The organism is Enterococcus thailandicus, assembly GCF_001886265.1.
GTDB lineage: Bacteria > Bacillota > Bacilli > Lactobacillales > Enterococcaceae > Enterococcus_B > Enterococcus_B thailandicus.
This window is the reverse complement of record NZ_JXLE01000021.1, coordinates 1-24451: the sequence shown is the minus strand read 5'-3', so window position 1 is coordinate 24451 and position 24451 is coordinate 1. Positions and strand designations below refer to the sequence as shown.

The following is a 24451-nucleotide window of genomic DNA, read 5'->3' as shown; positions in this document are numbered from 1 at the left end:
TCATTCTTCAGTTATTGATTTTCGCACTTGTTTATTGCGTCAAATATGCTAGACTAAAACAAATATCAGCTGAGAAAGGACTATCGCCATTGAATAAAAAGCTTATTGCCATTGATTTAGATGGGACTACTCTGAATCAAGACTCTTTAATTACAACTAAAACCGAACAAACCTTAAAAAAAGCCATTGCAGCAGGTCACTATGTTAGTATCGCTACTGGACGACCTTTTCGAATGAGTTATCAATTTTATCAACAGTTAGAATTAACTACCCCAATGGTTAACTTTAATGGGGCTCTTGTACACATTCCTAATCAACTTTGGAGTGGCGAAAAAGAATCACAAATCAATCGCGAGATCGCCTTTGAAATTGTTTCACAAAAAAAAGCATTGAATCTTGACTTCGTTGCCGCTGAAAACCGCGAAACTTTTTTTATTGATAGCTTAGATTTTTTCGATGAAAAAATCTTTGCTTCATCAAACCCGAGTGAAAAAAATCTGCTTTCTCCTCAAAACCTGACAACTAATCCAACTTCTTTGCTCGTTCGTACAGAAAAACAATTTGCAGAACAAGTTTCAAATGAATTGACCCGTCAATTTGGTAGTTATGTAGATGTCCGCACTTGGGGTGGACCAACAGCTATTTTAGAAATCGTTTCTAAAGGGATTGAAAAAGCAAAGGGTGTTCACCAAGTAGCCAATTATCTTGAAATCAAACAAGAAGACGTCATCGCATTTGGTGATGAGCACAATGATCTTGAATTATTGGAATATGCTGGTTGGGGCGTTGCAATGGCAAATGGCACCGATCAACTAAAAGGGATCGCTAATGACATTACGGAAAAAACGAACCAAGAGGATGGTCTAGCCGATCATCTAGAAAAATTACTTCAACTATAATTTGTATTTATTCTATAAGTAAGAAACAAAAAAAGCCTAAGACATTGATTGTCTTAGGCTTTTTTTTGCAGTGAAAAACTAGCTCATTTAGAATAATTTCAAGCGTTTCATCCACGGAAACATACATTTTATCAATGAATTTTTCAGCTTTTTTCTTCTATAGAAATTAATCCTTTTTTCTTCTATCCTTCTTAGACAGTTACGTAATCAATTGGTTCTGCTTGAGGGATTGTTTCATCAATAAAGTAAACTTTGTACCAAGTTAAGAAACTAAAAATCGTCCAGATCTTACGTTGCTCTTCTTTGACTCCTTCATGATGATTGTTTAACAATTCCATGATTTTATCTTGGTCAAAGAATTCTTTTGCAAAATCTGCTTCAAATAAAGCTTTCACTTCTTGATAACCATGTTCTTCTTTTAGCCAAGCTTTAATTGGCACAGGGAAACCTAATTTCACACGGTTTGACCATTCTTCTGGCAACTGTTTGTTTGCTGCTTGTCTGAAAATATCTTTCGTGTTGTTTTGGTTTAATAAATATTTGCTTGGAATTTGTTGTGCTAATTTCATCACTTCAATATCCAATAATGGCACACGAACTTCCAATGAACTTGCCATTGATAATTTGTCAGCTTTCAACAAAATATCTTTTGGCATCCATTGATGAAGGTCAACATATTGCATTTTATTGACTTCATCTTTGATTCCATCCGTTTTTTCGTAATGGACAGCCATAATTTCACTCACAGATGGTGCATCTTGATAAGTTGCTGTCAATAAATCAGCCGCTTCCTTTTCTTCAAAGACACGCGCATGACCAATGAAATACTCTTTAGCCGGCGCAAGTGATTCATATAAATGAATACGTCCGTGGAAGTTTTTCATTTTACCAATTTTGCGACCTAAACTATAACGCGTTCCTTTTGGCAATTTCTTCAACCCTTGCGCAATCACACGAATAAATTTTGAATTCGTATGGAAGCCATATGTTTGATAGCCAGCAAATAATTCATCTGCCCCTTCACCGGATTGAACCACACGGACACTTTGTGAAGCAAGGTTAGCTAGAAAATACAAAGGAACACAAGAAGGATTTGAATCTGGTTCATCCAAATGATATTGGATCAACGGAAATGCTTTGAATGACATATCTCCGTCGATAACCGCCGCAGTATTGTCTAAATCTAAAATCTCTGTTAATTTACGTGCTTCAATTGCTTCATTGTATGTTTTATCATCAAAACCAATTGAAAATGAATGATCTGGTTTTAAAACCGAAGTCACATAACTTGAGTCAACACCACTTGAAAGGAATGAACCAACTTCAACATCACTGATTGTATGTGCCTCAATCGAAGCTTTAACTGTTTCATCAATTTTGTCAATCCATTCTTGGCGAGAATGTGTACCTTTTGTTTCAAAATCAGCATCCCAGTATTCTTGAATGTTTAACTCACCGTTTTTATAAGTAAAATAATGGCCTTCAGGTAAACGGTACACATCTTTAAAGAATGTTTCGCCATTCAAAGGTGAGTATTGAAAAGTCATATAAGGTTTCAATGCTTCTTTATTTAACTCTTTTTGGAAATCAGGATGTGGTAAGAAACTTTTGATCTCTGAACCGAACATAAACGTACCATTCATTTGTGCATAGTAATAAGGTTTGATTCCAAAATGATCACGGGCACCAAAAAGTTCATTTTTTTCATTGTCCCAAATAGCAAAAGCAAACATTCCACGAATTTTTTGTAATAATTCTGTTCCCCATTCTTCATAACCATGAAGAAGAACTTCCGTGTCAGCGTGTGTGCGAAAAACATGTCCTGCCGCAAGTAATTCTTCTCGCAGTGGACGATAGTTATAAATCTCACCATTAAAGATAATGATTTTTGTTCCATCCTCATTATAAATAGGCTGTGTTCCGCCTTCTAAATCAATAATACTCAATCTTCTAAAACCTAAAGCAACGTGTTTATCGACATACTCACCAGAACTATTAGGTCCACGGTGTACAATGCGATCCATCATCGCGTTTACAACTGCACTCTTGTTATCTTTGTCATTAACAAAACCGACAATCCCGCACATTTAACTTTCACATCCTAATATAAATTACTTTTTCATTTTTTTATTTCATACTTTTCATCTTAACACACTCGAAAAGCGCTGACGAAAGGTTCTTCCCTAACAGTTTCGTCACATGAAAATAAGTTATGAAAACTTTTGAACATTTAATAAAAAGTTTTTCAATAACTAATTTAACATGTTTTCTTTTATGATGCTATCTTAATCCCTCATGCTTAAAAGAAATTTTGACTCTCTCATTTGCGCTATTCTATTTTTTAATTCCATAACTGCTAGAAAAGCGTTTTTTTTAACTTTTTTCACATTTTCATTCTATTAAACCTGCATTTATTCACAACTATTTTTGTTTAGTCGTTATGTGACAGCACAAAACAAGATTGAGATATGAATACTCAATCTTGTTTTGTTTTAGTTTAAATAAGGAAGGTACAGGATTTGAACCTGCGCGCCGGTATTAGCCGGTTCGGCGGATTTCGAGTCCGCTGCATTACCACTCTGCCAACCTTCCGCGATTTCTATTTTTAATCTTTTCGCCCAAAATGTCAAGCAACATTTTCACAACTGATTCTTTACATTTAAAGTCACAAGAAAAAGGTTGCACGTAATCAAACGACTACGCCAACCTTTTTTATTTTTTTAGCGGATAACTTCTGGATTTTCTAAAGACAACACAGAGTCAATTGTTCTAGAAATCAAAGAAATGATTTGCTCTTCTGTTGGCTGCATAATGTTTGAAGACATCAATGAAGCTAACCCAGTTACGACTACCCAAGTACCCGTATGTAACGCATCTAAATATTCGTCAGATAAATGACTGTATTTTTCGTCTTTCTTTGCAGCTTCATAGAAATAATTATATGAAAAATCATGCATTTTTTTACCGTCGCCATGCTCATCGATATACAATGCCATGTACAGACTATGATGTTTTTTCGCAAAGTTGATATAATTCAAACCTAAATCAATAATTTTGTCACCAGTATGCTCGACAGGGAAAACTTCTTCTTTGAGTTGATCAAAAATAGAATCCAAAAGAGTATTCTTTAAGTCTTCCATGTTTTTAAACTCTAGATAAATAGGTTGTGTCGAAATTCCCATCTTCTTTGCAATGTTACGAGCAGTAAATCCTTTGAAGCCTTCTTTAGCAACAACTTCATATGCTGCTTTTAGAATTTGATCTTTGGTATAGACTTTTCTTCTCATAAAAACTCCCCCACTTTGTACTGCATATATGTTCTTTAATTGTAACCGATAATCATCCTTCTTTGCAAACATTTTACTCATAATTGTTATATTTAAAGCAAATTAAGCTAAACTATTTAATGAAATTCTAATAAGGAAATGTGTCTTCATCAAATTATGCATTCCCTTTCATTTTTTTAGTCTTCTTTTTTTCCTTATTTTTTCACTCTTTTTTTGTCAGCTATGGCGAAAACACAACTAATCACCAAATAAGGAAACTATCGTTATTTATATTTATTTTAAAAAAGAAATAGTTACTAAATAAATTTCTTCGATAAAAATTAAATAAGTCTTTAGTAGGATGCATTTTCTTCACAAATCTTTTATACTTACTTCGAACTTACAAAACTGTTTGAATAGTGTCATCTAAAAAAGTAGCGTGTTTGCCACTTTATCGCGTATAGTAACCTTAGATCAAAAAACTTCAAGGAGATGATTCAAAATGAGCGTTGCAGCATCAAGAAAACTTATCAACTTTATTTCAATTATCGGTTTAGGCGCGTCTATCGCACTAACTGTTTACTTTATCAATCTTGGAGTCTTCAAGGACATCAATGCATTGAGAGGTCTTGTTGGACACTCAGTTATTCTTGGACCTGTTATTTTCATTTTGATTCAAATTCTACAAGTAGTGATTCCAATCATCCCCGGTGGCATCAGTACCGCAGCCGGCGTTCTGATTTTTGGTCCTTATGCTGGTTTTGTTTATAACTATGTGGGAATTTGTATCGGATCGGTTATTATCTTCTTATTAGGTAGACGCTACGGAAAACCCTTCATTTTATCTTTAATCAGCGATAAAACTTACGATAAATATATTGGTTGGTTAGATAATCAAAGTCGATTTGAGAAACTTTTTGCACTTGCAATTTTCCTACCAGTTGCGCCAGACGATGCGCTTTGTTTGATGGCTGGCTTAACAAATATTTCCGTAAAGAAATTTTCACTAATTATTTTCCTTGCTAAACCACTCTCTATTTTCTTATATAGTATGGCACTGATTTATGGTGGACAATACTTGACTGGTTTACTTGGTTAATTGGACAAAATAAATGAAGACATTCTGACACAGATTAGTGGTCTGACCTCTAACCTGTGTTTTTTTTATTTTTAAGATACAATAGAATTAGTAGGTGATAAAAATGAATTATTTAAAACATAGTTTAGGAAATGCTTGGGACTTTCTCAAAGGAACACAAAATTATTTTCGCGATGTTTTACTAATGCACGGCTTTATTTTATTTATTTGTCTGCCGTTATTGAATAGTACAACTCGTTTTATTTTACATCGTGGTGCAATTGATTATTTATCTTATGATAATATCGCCACCATTTTTTCTAAGCACCCTGGCGTACTAGGCTCGCTCTTTATCGTTTTGGTGCTGATTCTGCTTTTGGTCTATTTTGAATTCACTTTTTTATTGATTAGTGTTTACTTTATCAAAAAAAGAAAACCTGTGTCCTTAAAACAGCTACTTCGAATGACTGTCTTACAGCTAAAAAAGGTTCGTCCAGTTACGTTTCTCTTTTTCTTAGCTTATTTTCTACTGATTTTGCCGCTAAGTGGGTTAAGTTTTAACTCTGATTTATTATCAAAAATCAAAATCCCTTCATTTATTATGGATTTTATTTTTGAAAATCGGCTTGTGATTGTTAGTTTATTCATTTTAGTTTATCTTTTCTTAGCATACATCGGCATTCGGCTAATTTTTGCGTTACCAGAAATGATCTTACGCGACCGACCATTTCGCGAATCAATCCGAGAAAGTTGGCGACTTACGAAATCACGCTTCTTTGCGATTCTAGGTCAATTTATTATCATTGGTGGTAGTATCTTACTAATTTCCTCACTAGGTTATTTTCTAATTATCCTTTCACAAACGGCTGTTGAGAATTTTTTACCTAATTATTCATTGATTAGTGCTGTTTTCGCAATGACGCTATTACAATTGATACTTCTGTTTAATATTGTTATGTCAACTGTTGGAATATTTTACATTATTGTCGACTTCATGGATGATGAAGGCTTCTTGCCAGAAATTCCTGAATGGTTCACTCCTGAGCCACCTTTACATCGATATTCCACCTTAAAGAATGCTGGTCTTGTTCTTTTTTGTGTTTTCTTTGGCGTTGGCGTTTGTTTGTATAATATGAATTATTTGACTTCTGCTGCACAGACTACCCCTTTAACTGTTTCTCATCGTGGTGTTAGCAATCAAAATGGTGTTCAAAACACGTTACCTGCGCTAGAAAAAACAAGTCAAACTTATCATCCTGATTACGTTGAGATGGATGTTCAAGAAACAAAAGATGGCCAATTCGTCGTGATGCACGATTTTAACTTGAAGAATTTAACGGGCGTCAATCAACTACCACAAAATTTAACCTTGAAAGAACTAGAAAAATTAACAGTCAAAGAAAATGGGCAAGCAGCACCACTTGTTTCTTTTGATAGTTATCTGGCAGCTGCTAAAAAATTAAATCAGAAATTATTGATTGAAATTAAAACAACGAAATATGACTCAAGCGATTTGGTTGAGCGCTTCACGGATAAATATCGGGCAGAAATTCTGGAACAACATCATATTTTACAGAGTTTGACTTATCAAACTGTCGAAGACTTAAAGAAAGTGGAGCCAAAGTTTTACGTTGGCTATATTTTACCGTTTAATATTGTGGGACCACCGATTACTTCTGCCGACTTTTTAACAATGGAATATAGCACCATCAATCGGAATTTTATTTCATCTGCCCATGCGGATGGTAAAAAAGTTTATGTCTGGACGGTCAACGACTCGGATGCAGTCAGTCGAATGATGTTCTATGGTGCAGATGGCATCATCACCGATCAGATGGGGATTTTAAACAAAGAAGTAAAATCACTTGATGACGAAATCACTTATTCAGATAAATTGCTTAACTTCGTACTAGGTGTCGGTTAAGCATCACTTCACTTATCAAAAAAAAAGGCAATCGCTAATTTGTTAGCGGTCGCCCTTTTTTTATTTACTTATTCTCTTTTCGCGTCTTTAACAGCTCGAAAGATGGCTAAAATTGCGGGAATCGCTGAGACAATTGCGAGAAAAATTCCTAGTTTCCCTGAATTTCTTTTCTTTGTCATAACATCTTCTCCCTTCCTCTTTCCTTAAGTATAAAAAACTTTTGCAAATTTCTCAAAAGAAGTGATTGTTTACGACACCATCTCAACTGGTGCGTAAATATCTGTTAACTTAACTAATACGCGAAACTGTTTCTCATCAATAACAAAATGATCACATTGCTCGTAGCTTTCAACTAAAACAACAGCTGTGTTGGTATAGGTATGTTCGATATAACCAACGACTTCATTAGTTACACCAATAGGTTTGCATATGTAAGACTTTCCCACTTCGATATTTAACATCAAAATTCACTCCTTCAATTATTATTTGTTTTATTTATAATAACAGAAAAGCAAATAAATGAAAACGTTTTATTTTATTTTTTTGTATTTTTTTCTTTAAACCAACAAGAATTCATTCAGATTTTAAGTTATGCTATTTTTCATTTAATATCACTTAAATTTTATATTTTTTCGTCACGTAAGAAAGGTGACAAAACTGTTCTTTTATTATTGTTTCACGTTCGTGCAGTTTTTTCTTTTTTTTCATACACTGAAGGAAAGGAGGGATAGACATGGTTCTCATTCAAGCAGTAATCTTTATTACCTTAACAATTGGTCTACTCATTGGATTAACAGAAGATCGCTGATTTCTTTTGTTTTAAATAAACCATTTGTTTATGGATACCTCTTAATTGCAAGAAAAATGAGTTGGTGCTAAACTACAAATGGGTTTGAAAATTTACAGAGAGTTTAACTGAAAATTTCTCGAATTTTTCTCAATAATTGAAAGGGGGAACGAAACATGACTTTTAACAAAACAAATATGACTTATCGCGTAGCCTTTGACACTTCAACCAATCGTTTCATGGCAATTGACGCAAAAAATGAACACAATGTTGCTTTCGGTATTACAATCGAACAAGCTGTCCGAGCATTACATGAATCTAATTAAGGAGCTGGCCACCCCACATGACATCTAAATCATTCTCGGAAAAAAGCTAAAAGAGGTTTGCACATCTTAGACGATGCAAACCTCTTTTTGTTTTGCTCTATCAAATCATTTTGCTGTATTAAAAAAGAAGCTGCGACATATGCCACAACTTCTTTCCTTCACTAACATATTATAGACGTTCGTTCAATTCTTTTGCTAGGTCTTCAAAGCCAGGTTTGCCTAGTAGGGCGAACATGTTTTTCTTGTAGGCTTCTACACCTGGTTGATCAAATGGGTTGATTCCGTTCAAGTAACCAGAAATTCCTACAGCTATTTCAAAGAAGTACATTGTATAACCTAAAGTGTAAGCATCCATTTCTGGAATTTTAACTAGTAAGTTAGGTACATCACCATCTGTATGTGCTAATAATGTTCCTTCAAAAGCTTTTGTGTTAACAAAGTCAACTTCTTTTCCTTGTAAGTAGCCTAAACCATCTAGGTCAGCTTCTTGTTCAGGAATAGTGATTGACTTACGAGGTTTTTCCACTTTAACGATTGTTTCAAAGATATTGCGACGACCTTCTTGAATATATTGACCTAATGAATGTAGATCAGTAGAGAAGTTTGCACTTGAAGGATAGATTCCTTTTTGGTCTTTTCCTTCAGATTCGCCGAATAATTGTTTCCACCATTCTGAGAAATATTGCATTCCTGGTTCATAGTTGATCAACAATTCTGTCACTTTGCCTTTACGGTAAAGAATGTTACGCATCGCTGCATATTGATAAGCTTCGTTTTCTTCTAGTTTATCACTTGCATATTCTTTACTTGCATCAGCTGCACCTTTCATCAAGGCATCAATGTCTGCCCCACTAACAGCGATTGGTAGTAGACCAACAGCAGTTAATACAGAAAAACGTCCGCCGATATCATCAGGAATAACAAATGATTCCCAACCTTCAGCATCTGCTTCAACTTTTACTGCACCACGTGCTTTATCAGTTGTTGCATAAATACGTTTGTTTGCTTCTGCTTGACCATATTTTTTTACTAATAATTCTTTGAACACACGGAAAGCAATTGCTGGTTCTGTTGTTGTTCCTGATTTAGAAATAACATTAACAGAGAAATCACGATCACCAATTACTTCGATCAAGTCAGCTAAGTAAGTTGAGCTGATTGAATTTCCTGCATAAAAAATTTGTGGTGCTTTACGTGTTTTACCATCTAATAAGTTATAGAAAGTATGGTTCAAGAAATCAATTGCAGCACGTGCACCTAGATATGAGCCACCAATACCGATTACTACTAATACTTCTGAATCAGATTGGATTTTTTTAGCTGCTTCTTTGATACGTGCAAACTCTTCTTTATCATAATTTGTAGGTAAATCAATCCAGCCTAAGAAATCGCTGCCTGCGCCTGTACCTTCACGTAATAATTTGTCAGCCGCTGTTACTTGGCTTTGCATGTAACCTAATTCATGTTCATTGACAAACGGTGCTACTTTTGAATAGTCAAAATGAATGTGTGCCATTTGTTCTCCTCCTTAAAAGTTCACTATACAGGTATACTTTACGTTTTTTTTACTTTTTTTTCAAGCAAATATCTACGAACCTTTCAATATTTACAAGAAAATTTCACATTTAGACCAATCCTTGTGCAGACATTGCTTCCGCAACCTTTGCAAAACCGGCAATGTTCGCACCAAGTAATAGATTTTTTTCTTCATCATACTCAGCAGCAGTTTGACGACATGTTTCATAAATTGTTTGCATGATTTCGTCTAATTGTTGATCTACTTGCTCACTTTCCCAAGTTAAACGTTGAGAGTTTTGGCTCATTTCTAAGGCAGAAACTGCAACTCCACCCGCATTTGCAGCTTTTCCTGGGCAATACCAAACTCCTGCATCATGAAAAACAGTGACAGCTTCTACTGTTGCTGGCATGTTTGCCCCTTCTGCTACAATTTGTACGCCATTTTTTACTAAGATTTCTGCTAAGTCACCTGAGATTTCATTTTGTGTCGCACATGGCAAAGCAATAGCACATGCTTCTTCTAACGACCATACCGATTTTCCTTCATGATAAACAGCAGATGTCTTTTGAGCTGCATACTCAGTTAAACGTTGACGTTTTTTTTCTTTCACTTCTTTCAATAATTCTAAGTCAATACCTGTTGGATCATAAATAAAGCCACTTGAGTCGGAACAAGTCACCACTTTCGCTCCAAGTGCTTGCGCTTTTTCAATTGCATAGATTGCAACATTTCCGCTCCCAGATACAAAAACTGTTTTATCTGTAAATGAATCTTGCTCTTGAGCTAACAAGTGTTTAACAAAATAAACTAATCCATACCCCGTTGCTTCTGTACGAACTTTACTTCCCCAAAAATTCAAAGGTTTTCCTGTCAACACACCTGCATCATATTGTTTGATTCGTTTATATGCACCAAACAAATAACCAATTTCTCTTCCACCAACACCAATGTCGCCAGCAGGAACATCTAAAGAAGGCCCAATATGTTTTGAAAGCTCCAGCATGAAACTTTGACAAAAACGCATGATTTCACCGTCCGATTTTCCTTTAGGATCGAAATCACTACCACCTTTTCCGCCACCAATTGGAAGACCAGTCAGACTATTTTTAAAAATTTGTTCAAAAGCTAAGAATTTTAAAATACTCAAGTTAACACTTGGGTGAAATCTTAACCCACCTTTATATGGACCCAAGGCTGAATTGTATTGAATCCGATATCCTCGGTTCACACACCAATTCCCTTGATCATCTTGCCAAGGCACTCGGAATTGAATGATTCGTTCAGGTTCTACTAGAATTCCTAAAATATTTTGTTCGATGTATTCAGGATGGTTTTCTAAAAAATGCGTAACTGTTGGAAGTACTTCATCAATTGCTTGTAAAAATTCGACTTCTCCACGATCTTGTTGATGTAGTTTCTCTTGAATCGTTTGGACATATTTTTTTGCATTTGTCATTGTGTCACACTCCTTCGATTAGCTAATTTTTATTTTAGCTTATTTTCAGTCCCGGCTCAAAAATTTTTCTGCGTTTATTTTCGAAATATGCTACACTCACTTGTGAGGTGAAGCGAATGGAAACAAACTACGATGTAATCGTTGTCGGCGCTGGTACCAGTGGAATGATGGCAGCTATTAGTGCCGCAGAACAAGGTGCCAAGGTGCTATTAGTTGAAAAAAATAAAAAAGCTGGAAAAAAATTGCTAATGACTGGCGGTGGGCGTTGTAATGTCACAAACAATCGACCAGTGGAAGATTTAATCGCACATATTCCCGGAAACGGAAAATTTTTATATAGTACTTTTTCACAATTTGATAACTTTGATATCATGAACTTTTTTGAAACACAAGGCGTGCATTTAAAAGAAGAAGACCATGGCCGAATGTTTCCTGTTACAAATAAATCAAAAACAATCATTGAAGCGTTGATTACTCGTCTAAATGAACTTGGCGTCACACTCCTTTTTGGTACAAAAGTTGAAAAATTGGTACACAATAGCGGACAAGTCTACGGCATTCGAACAGAATTTGAAGAATTCCAAGCCCCTTGTGTGATTTTAACAACAGGTGGACGAACTTATCCATCAACTGGCTCAACTGGAGATGGCTACAAAATGGTAAAAAAAGTTGGTCATACAATTACCCCATTATACGCGACGGAATCTCCCTTGATTTCCGAAGAACCTTTTATTCAAGAAAAAACATTACAAGGATTGTCTTTACAAGATATTTCTTTAAGTGTCTTGAATAAAAAGGGACGAGTAATTACTGAGCACATTATGGATTTACTTTTCACACACTTTGGCATTTCAGGGCCTGCTGCCTTACGTTGCTCAAGTTTTATCAATCAAGAATTAAAGAAAACGGGCGAGCCAGTTACAATTTCTCTAGATTGTTTCCCAACTCGATCAAGTCATGACTTGATCCGAGAACTAACTGCTAAGAGTCGTCAATCGAAAAAAACGTTGGTCAATACTTGGCACGGCTTTTTACCTGAACGACTACTAACTTTTTATTTAAGTCATCTGAATTTGGAACAACAAACGGGTCAACAAACGTCGGAGAAACAAATTCAAGACTTTGTCCAATTATGTAAAGAATTTCATCTCTTGATAAACAAAACTTTCCCGATAGAAAAATCTTTTGTAACTGGCGGTGGTGTTTCCTTAAAAGAAATTAATCCCAAGACCTTAGAAAGTAAACTGGTAGCTGGATTATATTTTGCGGGTGAATTACTCGATGTCAACGGCTATACTGGTGGCTTCAATATCACTGCGGCTTTTGCTACGGGTCATGTTTCTGGTATGAATGCCGGTCAACAAGCCCAGGCCATTTAAAATATTACTAGTCCACTTAAATTATTCATTGGTTACTTATAAAAAAAATCCCCTTCAAGTTAAACTGGATACTAACTTGAAGGGGATGTTTTTATGCTCTGATATCGACAAATTTTCCATTTGTCAGTTGGCAGATTGCTTGTGGAGCTAACTCCATCTGCAGTCCTCTTTTGCCAGCGGAAATAATGATTTGTTCATAATTTTCCGCAATTTGATCAAGATAAGTTGGAAATAGTTTTTTCATTCCGATTGGTGAACAGCCACCACGAATATAACCAGTAGTTGCTTCTAACTCACGTAAATGGAGCATTTCTACTTTTTTATTTCCAGAAACTTTTGCCAATTTCTTTAAATCTACTTCATTTTCTCCCGGAATGACAGCAACTAGTGGACCAGTTACGTTTCCTACAGCCACCAATGTTTTAAAAATTCGTTGCTCACTCCCAGGAATCTGTTCAAAAATCGTAGTTGCACCTAAATGATTTTCATCCCATTCATATTCGTGTTCTGTATACGCAATTTTTTTTTGCTCTACGAGTCGAATTGCATTTGTTTTGACTTGTTTTTTCTTTGCCATATTTCCACCTCATTGCAACAAGCATGATAAATTCAAATACCATTCATCGTTGGTTGATACGATTACTCATGCTAAACTCTTAATTATTTGTTGCAGTTCTTTCACAGGTAATTGTCCTGGGGCCGAAGCAGACGCTTTTGAAATTGCCCCAAAAGTAACTGCCGAACCTGTTAAGCATCCTGCTACTCTTGATAACTTACCCATTTCTCCCATTGAAACAGTAATCAACGGGATTGAAACAAACGCACTTGCTCGTTTAGTCAATTCAAGCAAGCGAAAAACATCTTGTTCTGTTTGTGGCATCATTGCTAATTTTCCAATGCTAGCTCCAAAATGTTCCATCATATTTAGCCGGTAAAGCAGAACAGGATCTGATGGTGTTTCTTTAAATTCATGATTGCTGATAATGATTGGAATTTGATGATCTTTGATGCGCTCAATCATTCCGCGTCCCAAGCTTTCAATCTGAAACAATTCAATGTCTACCATATCAACCAACTGTTCAGTCACAACTGTTTCATACAAATCATGATATTCTCTAATCGATAGATCTTGTTTTCCGCCCTCAGCTAGCGTGCGAAATGTAAAAAGCAACGGTAATCCTTGAAGCTCATGTCGAAGAAGGACTAGTGTTTCTAGAACCTTTTCTAATTGCAAGATTTCTTGATAAAAATCGACACGCCATTCCACTAAATCCGCGCCTGCCTCGCGCGCGAGACGTGCTTCACTTAAGATTTTTTCTTGGGTCACACCAGTTAATGGTGCACAAACTTTTGGTCGACCAGTACCGATTTGCAAATTTTTCACTTGGATCATCCGTAACGACTCCCTTCTTACATTTGATTGATTTTATAAACAAATACCTTTAAGTAATCTCCTTCTGGAAAAGCGTTTGTCGTTTGAAAATCATTTGGTAAGCGATAAAGTCCGATTTGTTGATAGGAGACACCTTTGGCAATGAACTCTTCTTCAATCATCTTTTGAAATTGCTGAATCGTGACATTCGCCGCATTTGTTGAAGCAATCAGCACCCCTTCATCTGCTAAAATTTCCAGACTGTCTTTGACCAATTCGCCATAGTTTTTTGCCACGCGGAAAACTTTCTTTTTGTTGCGGGCAAAACTAGGTGGGTCCAAAACAATGACATCATAAGTCAATTGTTTACGACTCGCATATTTAAAGTACTCAAAAACATCCATAACGATAATTTTTTGTTGTTCAAGATCTAAACCATTGACTTCAAACTGTTCCTGCGTTTTTTTCAGGCTCCGTTTTGCAAGATCCACGCTGGTTGTCTCAACAGCACCACCCATCGCAGCCGCAACTGAGAAAGCACCTGTATAGCTAAACATGTTTAGTACCGATTTTCCTAACGCTAATCCATCAACCAACGCTCCGCGAACTTCCTTTTGGTCTAAAAAGATTCCTGTCATCAAGCCTTCATTTAAATAGGTTGCAAACTGAACACCATTTTCTTTTACAATCAATGGCTCTGGTGCTTCTTTTCCATAAATAAACTGACTTTCTGGCAGACCCTGCGTATCAAAACGAATTTTTTCATACGCACCTAAAATTTCCGGATATGCTTTTTTAAATGCTTCAACTAATTTTTCTCGATGAAGGTACAGTGTTTGGTTATACCAAGAAAAGACAGCAAACTGGTCATAATAATCAATAATCAAACCACCCATGCCATCACCTTCACCATTGAACAAGCGAAAAGCATTTGTTAAGTCATCACTAAAATAAGTTGTGCGTTTTGCTTTTGCTACCACAAATTTTTTCTCAAAAAAAGTTGTATCAAATACTTCGTTGTCTCGGCTTAATACCCAACCAATTCCTTTGTTTTGCTTTCCTAAGTAGCCTTTTGCCACAAATTGATTTTGTTGATCTACTAAATCGATCCATTCCGTCGTTTCCACTTGCGTATCGACTAAATCTTCTTTTTGAATGAGCGGATAACCTTTTCTAAATTGAGTGCTCGCTCGTTTTTTTACTTTTATTTTCATTCATTCACCTGCTTTTACTTTCTCATCCTTCAGTATAACAAAAATCAAACAGCTTGTCTTAAGCCACAAACCTCTAAGAAAGCTTAAAGAATCCCTTAACCAACTGCCATAAATCATCGCTTAGAATTGACACTAAAATCTTCGACTAGTAAAATAGATTAGAATATATAAGTTGTGTACTATGGGTTTTATGACACTCTTATTCTTATTTTTTTGAGTGTAGAAAGGAAGATTACTTTGAAACGTATAAAAACGCCCGCTTTTTTAAATAAGCGGCTCGGATTTTTTTCTTTGTTAGCTGTTTTAGTCTGGCTAAAAACAATTTTCGCCTATTTGATTGATTTCAATTTAGGGATTGAAAGCGGAGTGCAATACTTTATCTTATTTATCAATCCAATTGCGACTACTTTGTTATTACTTGGGATTGCTTTGTATGTGAGACGGGCAAGAGCTTCGTATATCACGATGATGGTGATTTTTTTCTTACTCACTTTGTGGGTGTTTTCAAATGTCACTTACTATCGTGAATTTACAGACTTTATTACCATCAATACTATTTTAGGCGCTGGAAAAGTTGCTAGTGGTTTGGGCGAAAGTGCCATTCGCTTGTTCCGCCCTTACGATTTATTGTACTGGATAGATTTTATTATCTTAACGGTTTTATTAGTCACTAAAAAAATCAAAATGGATGAACGTCCTGTCCGGGCCCGTATGGCATTTGCGATTTCAACATTAGCAGTTATGATTTTTTCTGGTAATCTTTTCTTGGCTGAAGCTGATCGCCCAGAACTATTAACTAGAACATTCTCTCGTGATTATCTAGTTAAATATCTTGGTCTTAATGCCTTTATGGCTTACGATGGTTTCCAGACTTATCAAACCAACCAAGTTCGTGCGGAAGCAAGTCCTAACGATATGAAAGAAGTTGAAAACTACGTTAAGGAACACTATGCTGAACCAAACGACGAGATGTTTGGTGTGGCAAAAGGTAGAAACGTTATCTATATCCATCTAGAAAGCTTCCAACAATTCCTGATTGATTACAAACTAAAAGATGAAGCAGGCGTTGAACACGAAGTAACTCCTTTCCTTAATAGCCTGTTTCACAGTAATAGTACGTATAGTTTCGATAACTTTTTCCATCAAGTCAAAGCTGGAAAAACCAGTGATGCTGAAACATTAATGGAAAACTCTCTCTTCGGATTAAACCAAGGATCACTCTTTACTCAATTGGGTGGAAAAAATACTTTCCAAGCTGCACCTGACATCTTGAGCCAAACACAAGATTATACTAGTGCTGTTTTCCACGGAAATTCTGGTACCTTCTGGAACAGAAATGAGACGTATAAAAATCTTGGTTATGATTATTTCTTTGATTCATCTTATTACGATGTAACCGATGAAAACTCATTCCAATACGGGTTGCATGATAAGCCATTCTTTGACCAGTCCGTTCAGTATTTAGAACATTTGCAACAGCCATTTTATTCAAAATTCATTGCTGTATCAAACCACTATCCTTATTCAAAATTTACTAATGAAGAAGCAGGATTCCCGATGGCAGCAACCAGTGATGAAACAATTAACGGCTACTTCGCAACTGCGAATTATCTGGATACAGCAGTCGAAGAATTCTTTAACTATTTGAAGTCAAGTGGACTATATGATAATTCTGTTATTGTTTTATATGGTGACCACTATGGTGTTTCCAATTCAAGAAACAAGACCTTAGCAGAACTACTTGGAAAATCAAGTGATACTTGGTCAAACTTTGATAACGCACAAATGCAACGTGTCCCTTACATGATTCATGTACCTGGTCAAACAAATGGCGGGATTAACCATACTTATGGAGGTCAAGTTGACGCGTTACCAACGTTACTTCACTTACTAGGTGTTGACACCAAAGATTATATCCAACTTGGACAAGATTTATTCTCTAAAGACCATGACCAAGTGGTAAGCTTCCGTGATGGCGATTTCGTTACACCAACTTACACTTACTACAGTGGTACGATTTATGATAACGCAACAGGTGAAGCCATTACCGATCCTTCCCCTGAAGTTCAAGCAAAAATTGATGAATGGAAAGTTGAGGTTTCAAAACAATTAGCTGTTTCTGATCAAATCAATAACGGTGATTTACTCCGTTTCTACACGAATAGCAATCTTGATCCAATTGACTCTGCCAACTATGATTACAAAAATGGTTTAGAAAAAATGACTGCGATTGAGAAAAAATTAGGTGATAAATCAACCAGCGTATTTAGTCAAAACGGTAATAAATCAACAACTAATCTTTATGAAACAAAAACGTATCAAGAAATAAATGGTACACCAACGACTGATACTTCTTCTTCAGAGAAATAAACGATTAAAAAGCGTGAGAAGCTAACTTCTCACGCTTTTTTGTACTCTTAAATAACAGTTTCTCACCTCTTTGCAGAATAACTCGCAATTTATCAAAAAGAATTTCATACTTTATTCATATTCATTTTTTATACTCTAATAGAGGTGAAAAGTATGAAAATAATCCGTTATGCTATTGCGCGTTTAGCATATTATAAAAAGCAAACAATTGTATATATTTTATTTTCAAGCTTCTTTGCTTTTTTGTTACTTATCTCTTTTAATTTATATAATTTACAAACTACTTTACACAAACAAATCCAAAACCGTTTAGCTATCTTTAGTTCAACTAGTCAAGAAGAAAAGATTCCACAATTAGATAGCGTTAGTCACTTCTATTCATCAGCTATTCTTGTCTTTGTGCTTTGCTTTGCGATTTGTTTTTTCTTCTTTTTTATCCATATTTTGAAACAAAATCGACAAGAATTGATGAACTGGCGTTTAACCGGATTTTCACAAAAAAAGTTATTCTTCTTTGTTTACACTCAAATGTTTTTACCAATTACTGTTGCTTGCTTAGGTTTACTATTATGGAGTATCAGTTTCCAGCATCTTTACGAAACACTGTTACAAAGAATCAACCTAACTGTTCTTACCTTATTTAAGTTTCCTGACTTTTCTGTTCCTTCTTCAATTAGTGGATTAACCATTCCTATCAATCAAGAAGCATTTTTTCAGATTGATTTTACGAGTGATTTTTTACTTGTTGATACATTTAAAGGAATTGTTCAAACACTATTCACTTTGACTTTCGTTAGCTTATTTATAAGTATTTTGTCATTTATCTATTTTTCTCGAAGACTGCAAAAAGGGAGGTTCACCCACCATGGAGCAACCAAATAATACGACTCATTTCAATTGTCTAACTGTTATTCTTAGTTCTAAAGAAAAGCAACAACAACTACTTAATGAATGGAAAGAAAACTTGTTGCTAGATGACTCGCCAAACTACACAATTGTTCAAAAAAATTGGCCTGTCTTTCCTTATTTAAAGTTAAAGGATCATGTCTACCTAGACATTTCAAGTAAAGATATCAAGTCAACCAGTTCCGCTTATCAATCACAATTAAAGCTGGATTCCTCTTGGGAAAAGCAGTCAGCAGATGACCTCTCTTTATTAGAAAAAATCAAACTGCAACTCTTACATTCTTTACTTGCTAAACGCACACAAATCATTGTAGAAGACGCATTTGACGACTTAACTATTGCAGAAACACAAGAATTGTTAGACATTCTTTGCTTACTAGCTCGTCAAAAAAATCAAACAATTTTGCTGTTCACCAACAATACGACTATTGCCCATAGTCCCTACATCGATCATTTAGAAGATGCTTCCTAAAGTATTTTTCTCACATATTTTACTCCACTATACTTACTAATTGATGATCACTAAAAAAGCCAGATGCGGAAATTTCCACATCTGGCTTTTGGTTTAGTTTTCTTGAGACACTTCTTTGATTTCTACATCCGGAAGTCGGACAGTAAATGTTGTTCCTTTTCCTTCTTCACTTTCGACCTCAATTTTCCCTTTATGCAGACGAACTAGTTGTTGCACGATGGGTAAGCCGAGACCAGATTCACCATACTTAGTATTTTTTCTTGATGGATCAACCTTATAGTAGCGTTCCCAAATATTTTTCATCTGCTGTTCTGAGATACCGATTCCTGTATCTTTGATTTTAATAATCGTTTCAAGATAACCTTTTTCAATACTGATAGTAATTTGACCATTTTCAGTAAACTGAATCGCATTTTGAATGATATTTACCATAATCTGTACGAAACGATCATAGTCAGCATAAACATCAATTTCTTCCTGAGCTTCCAAAATCAGTGTATCTCCTGCTGCTTCTGCTTTTGCTTCAAGCTGTGTCACAAGATTTCTCAAGGTTTCTGTTCCATTGAATTTCTTGATGACCATCGTAATTTGGTCGGTCCGAATTTTCTCATAGTCCAGATTCTCATTGACTAATCGAATAAGGCGCTCCGTTTCATTTTTCATTAACTTGATTGCATTCTCTCGTTGATTTTCTGGAATCGCATCATAGGCAAGCCCCTCTAGCAATCCATTGATTGTCGTCAAAGGCGTGCGCATCTCATGTGCAGCATCTGCCATAAATTGGCGTCGCCGATTCTCTTGCTCTTCGATTTCTGCTTGCGACTCTTTAAGTGAATTCGTCATCTTATTGAAATCATCTGCAAGTTCGTCAAATTCATCTTTGTCATGAACAGGTAGTTGGACATCAAAATTCCCGTTAGTCACTTCTTTTGTTGCATTGCGTAAACGATTGATTCGCTTCACCTGAAAAGCAGCAAACACATAACTAGCAATAACTGCAACAATACTTGAAAAAATAAACCCCTTGAAAAGATTCAAGGTAACTGAACGCACGCTATTATCAATATTTCGTGCTGGTTGGCTCACAACCAAAGCACCGTAAAATTCATGATTCAAATTAAACGGAACTAATGCATAAGAAGTTGCTTGCTGTTGGCCTAAAATATTTTTATGATCGGTAAATTTTTGTTGCTTTCCGTTACGCAAATTTTTCCATTGCTCTGGACTAATCGTGAAATCCAGCATTGAATCGTCTGTTGGATAAATAAGTCGCTCATTTTTGTCAATAAAAATAAAGTTAACATTCTGCTCCGTTAGCACTTGTTCTGTCAAAAGCAAAGCATTTTGAAACGCCTGATCTTGACTCAGTTGCGGAAAATTCGCAGCATATGTTTGTGTCGTTTTTTCAACAGATTCAGCATAACCAAACAACTGTTGGTAATTATTTTCTTCAATCGTTTGCTTCGTTAATTGTGTAAATGAAACCCCGACAATCAAAATAATCATGGCAATCATACTACAAAAAGCAAGTAATTGTTGATAAAGATAGCGCATTAGGCAACACCAGAATCATCAAACTTATAGCCGACGCCCCAAACCGTTTGAATTACTTGTGGACCGACTTTCTCAATTTTTTGACGAAGTTTTTTGATATGTGCATCAACTGTTCGCTCATCACCAAAATATTGATAATCCCAAACTAATTCCAATAGCTGTTCTCTTGAAAAAACTTGACGTGGTTTTTTCGCTAAAGTAAATAAAAGATCAAATTCTTTTGGTGTCAAACCTTCAATCAATTGACCATCTAGATAAGCTTCACGAGTTTTGGTATTCATTTTGAAATGTTCTGTTTGAATGTCGAAATGACTATCTGATTCACTGGTTTCTTCTTTTGCATCGACAAGTTCGCTTCGACGGTGCAAGGCTTTCATTCGTGCAATCAAGGTCAGTGGACTAAACGGTTTCGTTACGTAGTCGTCTGCCCCCATTTCCAGACCAATAACTTGGTCGCTCTCTGAATCGCGTGCAGTCAACATAATGATAGGTACTGTGCTTGAGATTTTCCGAATCTCACGCCCAACAACCATGCCATCCATTGTTGGTAAATTCAAATCAAGTGTAATCATGTCCCAGTGTGCAGGATTTTCTAAGAAGGCGTCTAGCCCGTCTTTCCCATCATACTTGAACGTTGCCTCCCAGCCTTCATTCAAAAAAAACATCTGCATCATTTCAGAAACAGATTGGTTATCTTCAATCATTAAAATGTTCATAGTCATCCCCTCCGGATTTCTGGTCAAATTTCTGTAATTTTTTTTCCGTTAAAATAAAAATCGGCATAATTGGAAAAACTAATACCAGCATTTCAATTAAAAAGTAATTCGTGTTTCCTGTTACTTTTAATAAATAGCCAATCGCAGCCATTATCAAGCCGAAAATAATAAAGTATTTTCCACTAACTTTCTGGGCTAACTGCCAGAGTTCATCTGTTTTAGCAGCTAACGGTGAGTGGTATCCATACAATGGCAAATTTCCCTTGGAAGGAAATAAGCGAAAGAAAATACCAATAGTCGTTAAAGCAACTCCTACAACTAAAAAAATCATTGATTTCCTCCTAAAAAGTTCTCTTTCTAGTATACTCCAAATAGTCTTGCGAACCAATACATTCAATAATTCTTCATGAAAGGTTTGTCTTTTGTTCATTCTTTGTTAAGATAGGTTTATTGAAAAGATAAAGGAGTTTTTTTTGTGTCAAACTATCAAGCAATTACTTTTTTTGACCTAGATGGAACACTGCTGGATGCGCATTCAACAATCACCTCAGAAGTTGCATCTGCCATGAATGCCTTAAAAGAAAATCATGTCTTACCTGTCATTGCCACAGGTAGAACAGAAATTGAAATCCAAAAGATTATGCACGATGCTGGAATCACTTCAGCTGTTACCATGAATGGCTCTTATATTCGTGTGGATGGAAAAGAAATCCATTCCGAGCTTTTTTCAGAACAAGAATGTCAAAGAATGTATGAACATGTGCGGTTACAAGGCCACGAACTTTCGTACTACAATCACCAAAATATTTGGTGTACTGGCCACAATCAACTAATGATTGATGCCTATAATTTTATTCATTCTGAAGTGCCACCGATTGATCCTTTTGCCTTTCGTCAAAATCCAATCAACATGCTTTTGATTCTTTCACAAAGTGGCGATGAGTATTATCATGAACAGTTTCCTGAACTAACTTTTTATCGAAACGGTCCTTATTCAATTGATACCGTGAAAAAAGGAATTTCTAAGGGTGTTGGCGTCAAACGATTAAAAGAAGAATTAGGATTGACCAATGTCCCAACTTTTGGATTTGGTGATGGTCCGAATGACTTCGCTCTGCTAGAAGCTTGCGACAATAAAATTGCAATGGGCAATGCCTACGATGGACTAAAAGAGTTGGCGACTTTCGTAACTAAGAAAAATACTGAAGGTGGCATCGTCCACGCATTGAAACATTTTGACTTAATTTAATTTTTTTAAAATAAAAAATCCGTAACGAATCTCAAAGCAGATACTACTGTTTTGAGATTTTTTTCTTTTTCTCTTAAGAAAAAACAACAGCAGTAAGAGTTCTCACTAACTAATTCAATCAGTCGGTGCCAATCAATATAAAAATCAAAAAAATTGACAAAAAAAGAAAAAATCTTTTAATGGACATATCCACTTATGGAGATGTCCATTAAAATTTTATGAGGTGATCTTTATGAATGAAATAAATTTAAGTAAATATTTGGCTGCGATTTATCGCCAAACGAAAAAATCATGGAACCATCAAAATAGTTTTGACTTTTTAAGGGCAACACAAACAGATATTATTATGTTTGCTCTAAAAAATCCTCATCAAATCCAAAAAGATATTGCACGTCGGATGGCAATTGATCCAAGCTTATTAACAAAAGACTTGAAGTTTTTAGAAAAAGAAGAAATTATTACCCGCTCACTAAGCAATGAATCACGTGCCTATCATGTTGATTTAACTGATAAAGGGAAAAAAATTGCAGAACAACTTGGTAATGAAATGGAAGAATGGTGGATTTCGTTCTTTCACGCCCACCCAGAAATCAATCAAGCACAGTTTACTGAACAATTGAAACTCGTTTATGAAGCATTTAATGCTAATGAATAGTGAAACGCAAGGAGACCTGAATCGAAAATGGAAAAACAACTTTTAGTAAAAAACCGAAAATTGATCACTGTCATCATCTTATCAGCAACATTTATCAGTATGATGAAAGGCCGACTGATTCTAGGAATTTTTCTTTTTATTCTTGGCTTTTTGATTGGCTGTCTTTTGTTGAAACGACAATTACGTATGAAAAAACCTTTAATCAATATCTATTTACTGAAACAACCCACTTTTATAAAAATGACTGGCATTAGTATCCTGGCATACATCATTTTGGTTGGGTTAGGACAGCTGGTCTCCATCTTTGCCCAAATGCAGCTTTCAGTCGATAGCTTAACTGCTGGTCTTATCTTATTACCAGGAGCCATTTTGAACGCTTTTTCTTCAATTGTTGTTGGACGAATTTACGACAAGCATGGACCAAAGAAATTAATCATAACTGGCAGCTTTTTGATGCTCGTATCCTTTATCCCCTTCTTTCTTTCACGAGTAGAAATCAATTTAGCTTTGTTGTCCGTGACTTATGCGCTTTGTCTCTTAGGAATTGGATTAATTTTTTCACCGTCACTAACCGAAGCTTTTAAAGAAATTGAACCTTCACAAATCAGCCAAGCAACGGCTTTGAATAACACACTTCGTCAAATGTTTGCATCTATCGGAATTACGATCATGATCAGCATCGTGACAACTCCTTCATCAATGAATGTTGGGATTACTTGGGTAATGGCTTTGTGTATTGTTTTGACTATTGCTATTCCGCTTCTCCTATTCCGTTTAACATCAGAAAAAAAGTGACCATTTTATTCAAGAAAATGTTACTAAATCTCGAAGCAAGTAGTACAGCTTCGAGATTTTTTCATGAAACTAAAAATGATTCAGCGAATAAAATTGATTGAACCTTTCATTAACTCTTCTCGCATTTTAGTGCCAATACTTTTTTATTGAAAATGAATAAAAATGTGGTATACTATTTTTGTGCGTAATGCATCTGTAACCCTTGTTACTTTACGGGGACGTTACGGATTCGACAGGCACAGTTTGAGCTTGAATTGCGTTTCGTAGGTTACGTCTACGTTAAAACGTTACAGTTAAATATAACTGCTAAAAACGAAAACTATTCTTACGCTTTAGCTGCCTAAAAACAGTTAGCGTAGATCCTCTCGGTATCGCCCATGTGCTCGAGTAAGGGTCCTAACTTTAGTGGGATACGTTTCAACTTTCCGTCTGTAAGTTGAAAAAGAGCTCATCAGACTAGCAATACAAAATGCCTGTCACTCGGCAAGTTGTAAAGCGAAACCTTAAATGAGTT

Annotated in this window: 22 protein-coding genes, 1 tRNA gene and 1 other RNA gene; 12 read left to right on the top strand and 12 right to left on the bottom strand. The window is 35.6% G+C overall.

Going from position 1 to position 24451, the window contains the following annotated elements; genetic code table 11:
- The first annotated feature begins 89 nt into the window (after positions 1-89).
- Complete coding sequence (locus RV17_RS11795) at positions 90-899, top strand: Cof-type HAD-IIB family hydrolase (RefSeq protein WP_067484119.1); 810 nt, start codon at positions 90-92, stop codon at positions 897-899.
- Between the two features lie 191 nt (positions 900-1090).
- Here RV17_RS11795 and asnB read toward each other — a convergent pair whose 3' ends face one another.
- The 3 genes from asnB to RV17_RS11780 form a co-directional block, all read right to left on the bottom strand.
- Positions 1091-2986 (bottom strand): asparagine synthase (glutamine-hydrolyzing), encoded by a 1896-nt coding sequence (gene asnB / locus RV17_RS11790; protein ID WP_067484117.1) that lies wholly within the window; start codon positions 2984-2986, stop codon positions 1091-1093.
- A 417-nt stretch (positions 2987-3403) separates the two neighbouring features.
- Positions 3404-3491: transfer RNA gene (locus RV17_RS11785), tRNA-Ser, on the bottom strand.
- 128 nt (positions 3492-3619) lie between these two features.
- The gene (locus RV17_RS11780) at positions 3620-4186 is read right to left on the bottom strand and encodes a TetR/AcrR family transcriptional regulator (RefSeq protein WP_071869303.1); all 567 of its coding nucleotides are present in this window, start codon (positions 4184-4186) and stop codon (positions 3620-3622) included.
- Between the two features lie 481 nt (positions 4187-4667).
- Between RV17_RS11780 and RV17_RS11775 the strand changes: the two genes are divergently transcribed.
- The gene (locus tag RV17_RS11775; RefSeq protein WP_071869302.1) at positions 4668-5264 is read left to right on the top strand and encodes a TVP38/TMEM64 family protein; all 597 of its coding nucleotides are present in this window, start codon (positions 4668-4670) and stop codon (positions 5262-5264) included.
- A 103-nt stretch (positions 5265-5367) separates the two neighbouring features.
- The gene (locus RV17_RS11770) at positions 5368-7167 is read left to right on the top strand and encodes a glycerophosphoryl diester phosphodiesterase membrane domain-containing protein (protein ID WP_067484067.1); all 1800 of its coding nucleotides are present in this window, start codon (positions 5368-5370) and stop codon (positions 7165-7167) included.
- A 248-nt stretch (positions 7168-7415) separates the two neighbouring features.
- Here RV17_RS11770 and RV17_RS11765 read toward each other — a convergent pair whose 3' ends face one another.
- Positions 7416-7628: a hypothetical protein gene (locus RV17_RS11765; protein WP_067484065.1), complete on the bottom strand. Its 213-nt coding sequence runs from the start codon at positions 7626-7628 to the stop codon at positions 7416-7418.
- 502 nt (positions 7629-8130) lie between these two features.
- Between RV17_RS11765 and RV17_RS13505 the strand changes: the two genes are divergently transcribed.
- Entirely contained in the window at positions 8131-8280 is a 150-nt protein-coding gene (locus RV17_RS13505) for a hypothetical protein (protein ID WP_169819341.1), read from the top strand.
- Between the two features lie 169 nt (positions 8281-8449).
- Here RV17_RS13505 and RV17_RS11760 read toward each other — a convergent pair whose 3' ends face one another.
- Positions 8450-9796: a glucose-6-phosphate isomerase gene (locus tag RV17_RS11760; RefSeq protein ID WP_067484063.1), complete on the bottom strand. Its 1347-nt coding sequence runs from the start codon at positions 9794-9796 to the stop codon at positions 8450-8452.
- Between the two features lie 109 nt (positions 9797-9905).
- The gene (gene gdhA, locus RV17_RS11755) at positions 9906-11255 is read right to left on the bottom strand and encodes an NADP-specific glutamate dehydrogenase (RefSeq protein WP_071869301.1); all 1350 of its coding nucleotides are present in this window, start codon (positions 11253-11255) and stop codon (positions 9906-9908) included.
- Positions 11256-11323: 68 nt separating this feature from the next.
- Between gdhA and RV17_RS11750 the strand changes: the two genes are divergently transcribed.
- A complete protein-coding gene (locus RV17_RS11750) occupies positions 11324-12634 on the top strand; it encodes a BaiN/RdsA family NAD(P)/FAD-dependent oxidoreductase (protein WP_140444149.1) in 1311 nt (436 codons plus the stop codon).
- Between the two features lie 91 nt (positions 12635-12725).
- Here the strand turns inward: RV17_RS11750 and ybaK are convergent, their stop codons facing one another.
- The 3 genes from ybaK to RV17_RS11735 form a co-directional block, all read right to left on the bottom strand.
- Positions 12726-13211, bottom strand: coding sequence for a Cys-tRNA(Pro) deacylase (ybaK, locus tag RV17_RS11745; RefSeq protein WP_067484057.1), 486 nt, complete (start codon positions 13209-13211; stop codon positions 12726-12728).
- A gap of 66 nt (positions 13212-13277) precedes the next feature.
- A complete protein-coding gene (gene aroD / locus RV17_RS11740) occupies positions 13278-14027 on the bottom strand; it encodes a type I 3-dehydroquinate dehydratase (protein ID WP_067484056.1) in 750 nt (249 codons plus the stop codon).
- Between the two features lie 17 nt (positions 14028-14044).
- Complete coding sequence (locus RV17_RS11735) at positions 14045-15220, bottom strand: class I SAM-dependent rRNA methyltransferase (protein WP_071869299.1); 1176 nt, start codon at positions 15218-15220, stop codon at positions 14045-14047.
- A 237-nt stretch (positions 15221-15457) separates the two neighbouring features.
- Between RV17_RS11735 and RV17_RS11730 the strand changes: the two genes are divergently transcribed.
- From RV17_RS11730 to RV17_RS11720, 3 genes are all read left to right on the top strand, one after another.
- Complete coding sequence (locus RV17_RS11730) at positions 15458-17590, top strand: LTA synthase family protein (RefSeq protein WP_071869298.1); 2133 nt, start codon at positions 15458-15460, stop codon at positions 17588-17590.
- Positions 17591-17743: 153 nt separating this feature from the next.
- Positions 17744-18472, top strand: coding sequence for an FtsX-like permease family protein (locus RV17_RS11725; RefSeq protein WP_071869297.1), 729 nt, complete (start codon positions 17744-17746; stop codon positions 18470-18472).
- Entirely contained in the window at positions 18456-18968 is a 513-nt protein-coding gene (locus RV17_RS11720) for a hypothetical protein (RefSeq protein ID WP_071869296.1), read from the top strand. The genes RV17_RS11725 and RV17_RS11720 overlap by 17 nt, the downstream gene beginning before the upstream one ends.
- Before the next feature lie 93 nt (positions 18969-19061).
- Here RV17_RS11720 and RV17_RS11715 read toward each other — a convergent pair whose 3' ends face one another.
- Genes RV17_RS11715 through RV17_RS11705 form a run of 3 tightly spaced genes read right to left on the bottom strand, consistent with a single transcriptional unit; the run spans position 19062 to position 21569 of the window.
- The gene (locus RV17_RS11715; protein ID WP_067484045.1) at positions 19062-20522 is read right to left on the bottom strand and encodes a sensor histidine kinase; all 1461 of its coding nucleotides are present in this window, start codon (positions 20520-20522) and stop codon (positions 19062-19064) included.
- The gene (locus RV17_RS11710; protein ID WP_067484043.1) at positions 20522-21238 is read right to left on the bottom strand and encodes a response regulator transcription factor; all 717 of its coding nucleotides are present in this window, start codon (positions 21236-21238) and stop codon (positions 20522-20524) included. Before RV17_RS11710 ends, RV17_RS11715 begins: the two co-directional genes overlap by 1 nt.
- Positions 21219-21569, bottom strand: a complete 351-nt coding sequence (locus RV17_RS11705; protein WP_067484041.1) for an SdpI family protein — start codon at positions 21567-21569, stop codon at positions 21219-21221. The genes RV17_RS11710 and RV17_RS11705 overlap by 20 nt, the downstream gene beginning before the upstream one ends.
- A 144-nt stretch (positions 21570-21713) precedes the next feature.
- Here RV17_RS11705 and RV17_RS11700 point away from each other — a divergent pair, with 144 nt between their 5' ends.
- The 4 genes from RV17_RS11700 to ssrA all read left to right on the top strand — a co-directional run.
- The gene (locus tag RV17_RS11700) at positions 21714-22487 is read left to right on the top strand and encodes a Cof-type HAD-IIB family hydrolase (RefSeq protein WP_071869295.1); all 774 of its coding nucleotides are present in this window, start codon (positions 21714-21716) and stop codon (positions 22485-22487) included.
- 232 nt (positions 22488-22719) lie between these two features.
- Positions 22720-23142, top strand: coding sequence for a MarR family winged helix-turn-helix transcriptional regulator (locus RV17_RS11695; protein WP_067484037.1), 423 nt, complete (start codon positions 22720-22722; stop codon positions 23140-23142).
- 27 nt (positions 23143-23169) lie between these two features.
- Complete coding sequence (locus RV17_RS11690; RefSeq protein ID WP_071869294.1) at positions 23170-23937, top strand: MFS transporter; 768 nt, start codon at positions 23170-23172, stop codon at positions 23935-23937.
- A 214-nt stretch (positions 23938-24151) separates the two neighbouring features.
- Positions 24152-24451: a transfer-messenger RNA gene (ssrA, locus tag RV17_RS11685) on the top strand; the annotation flags it as partial.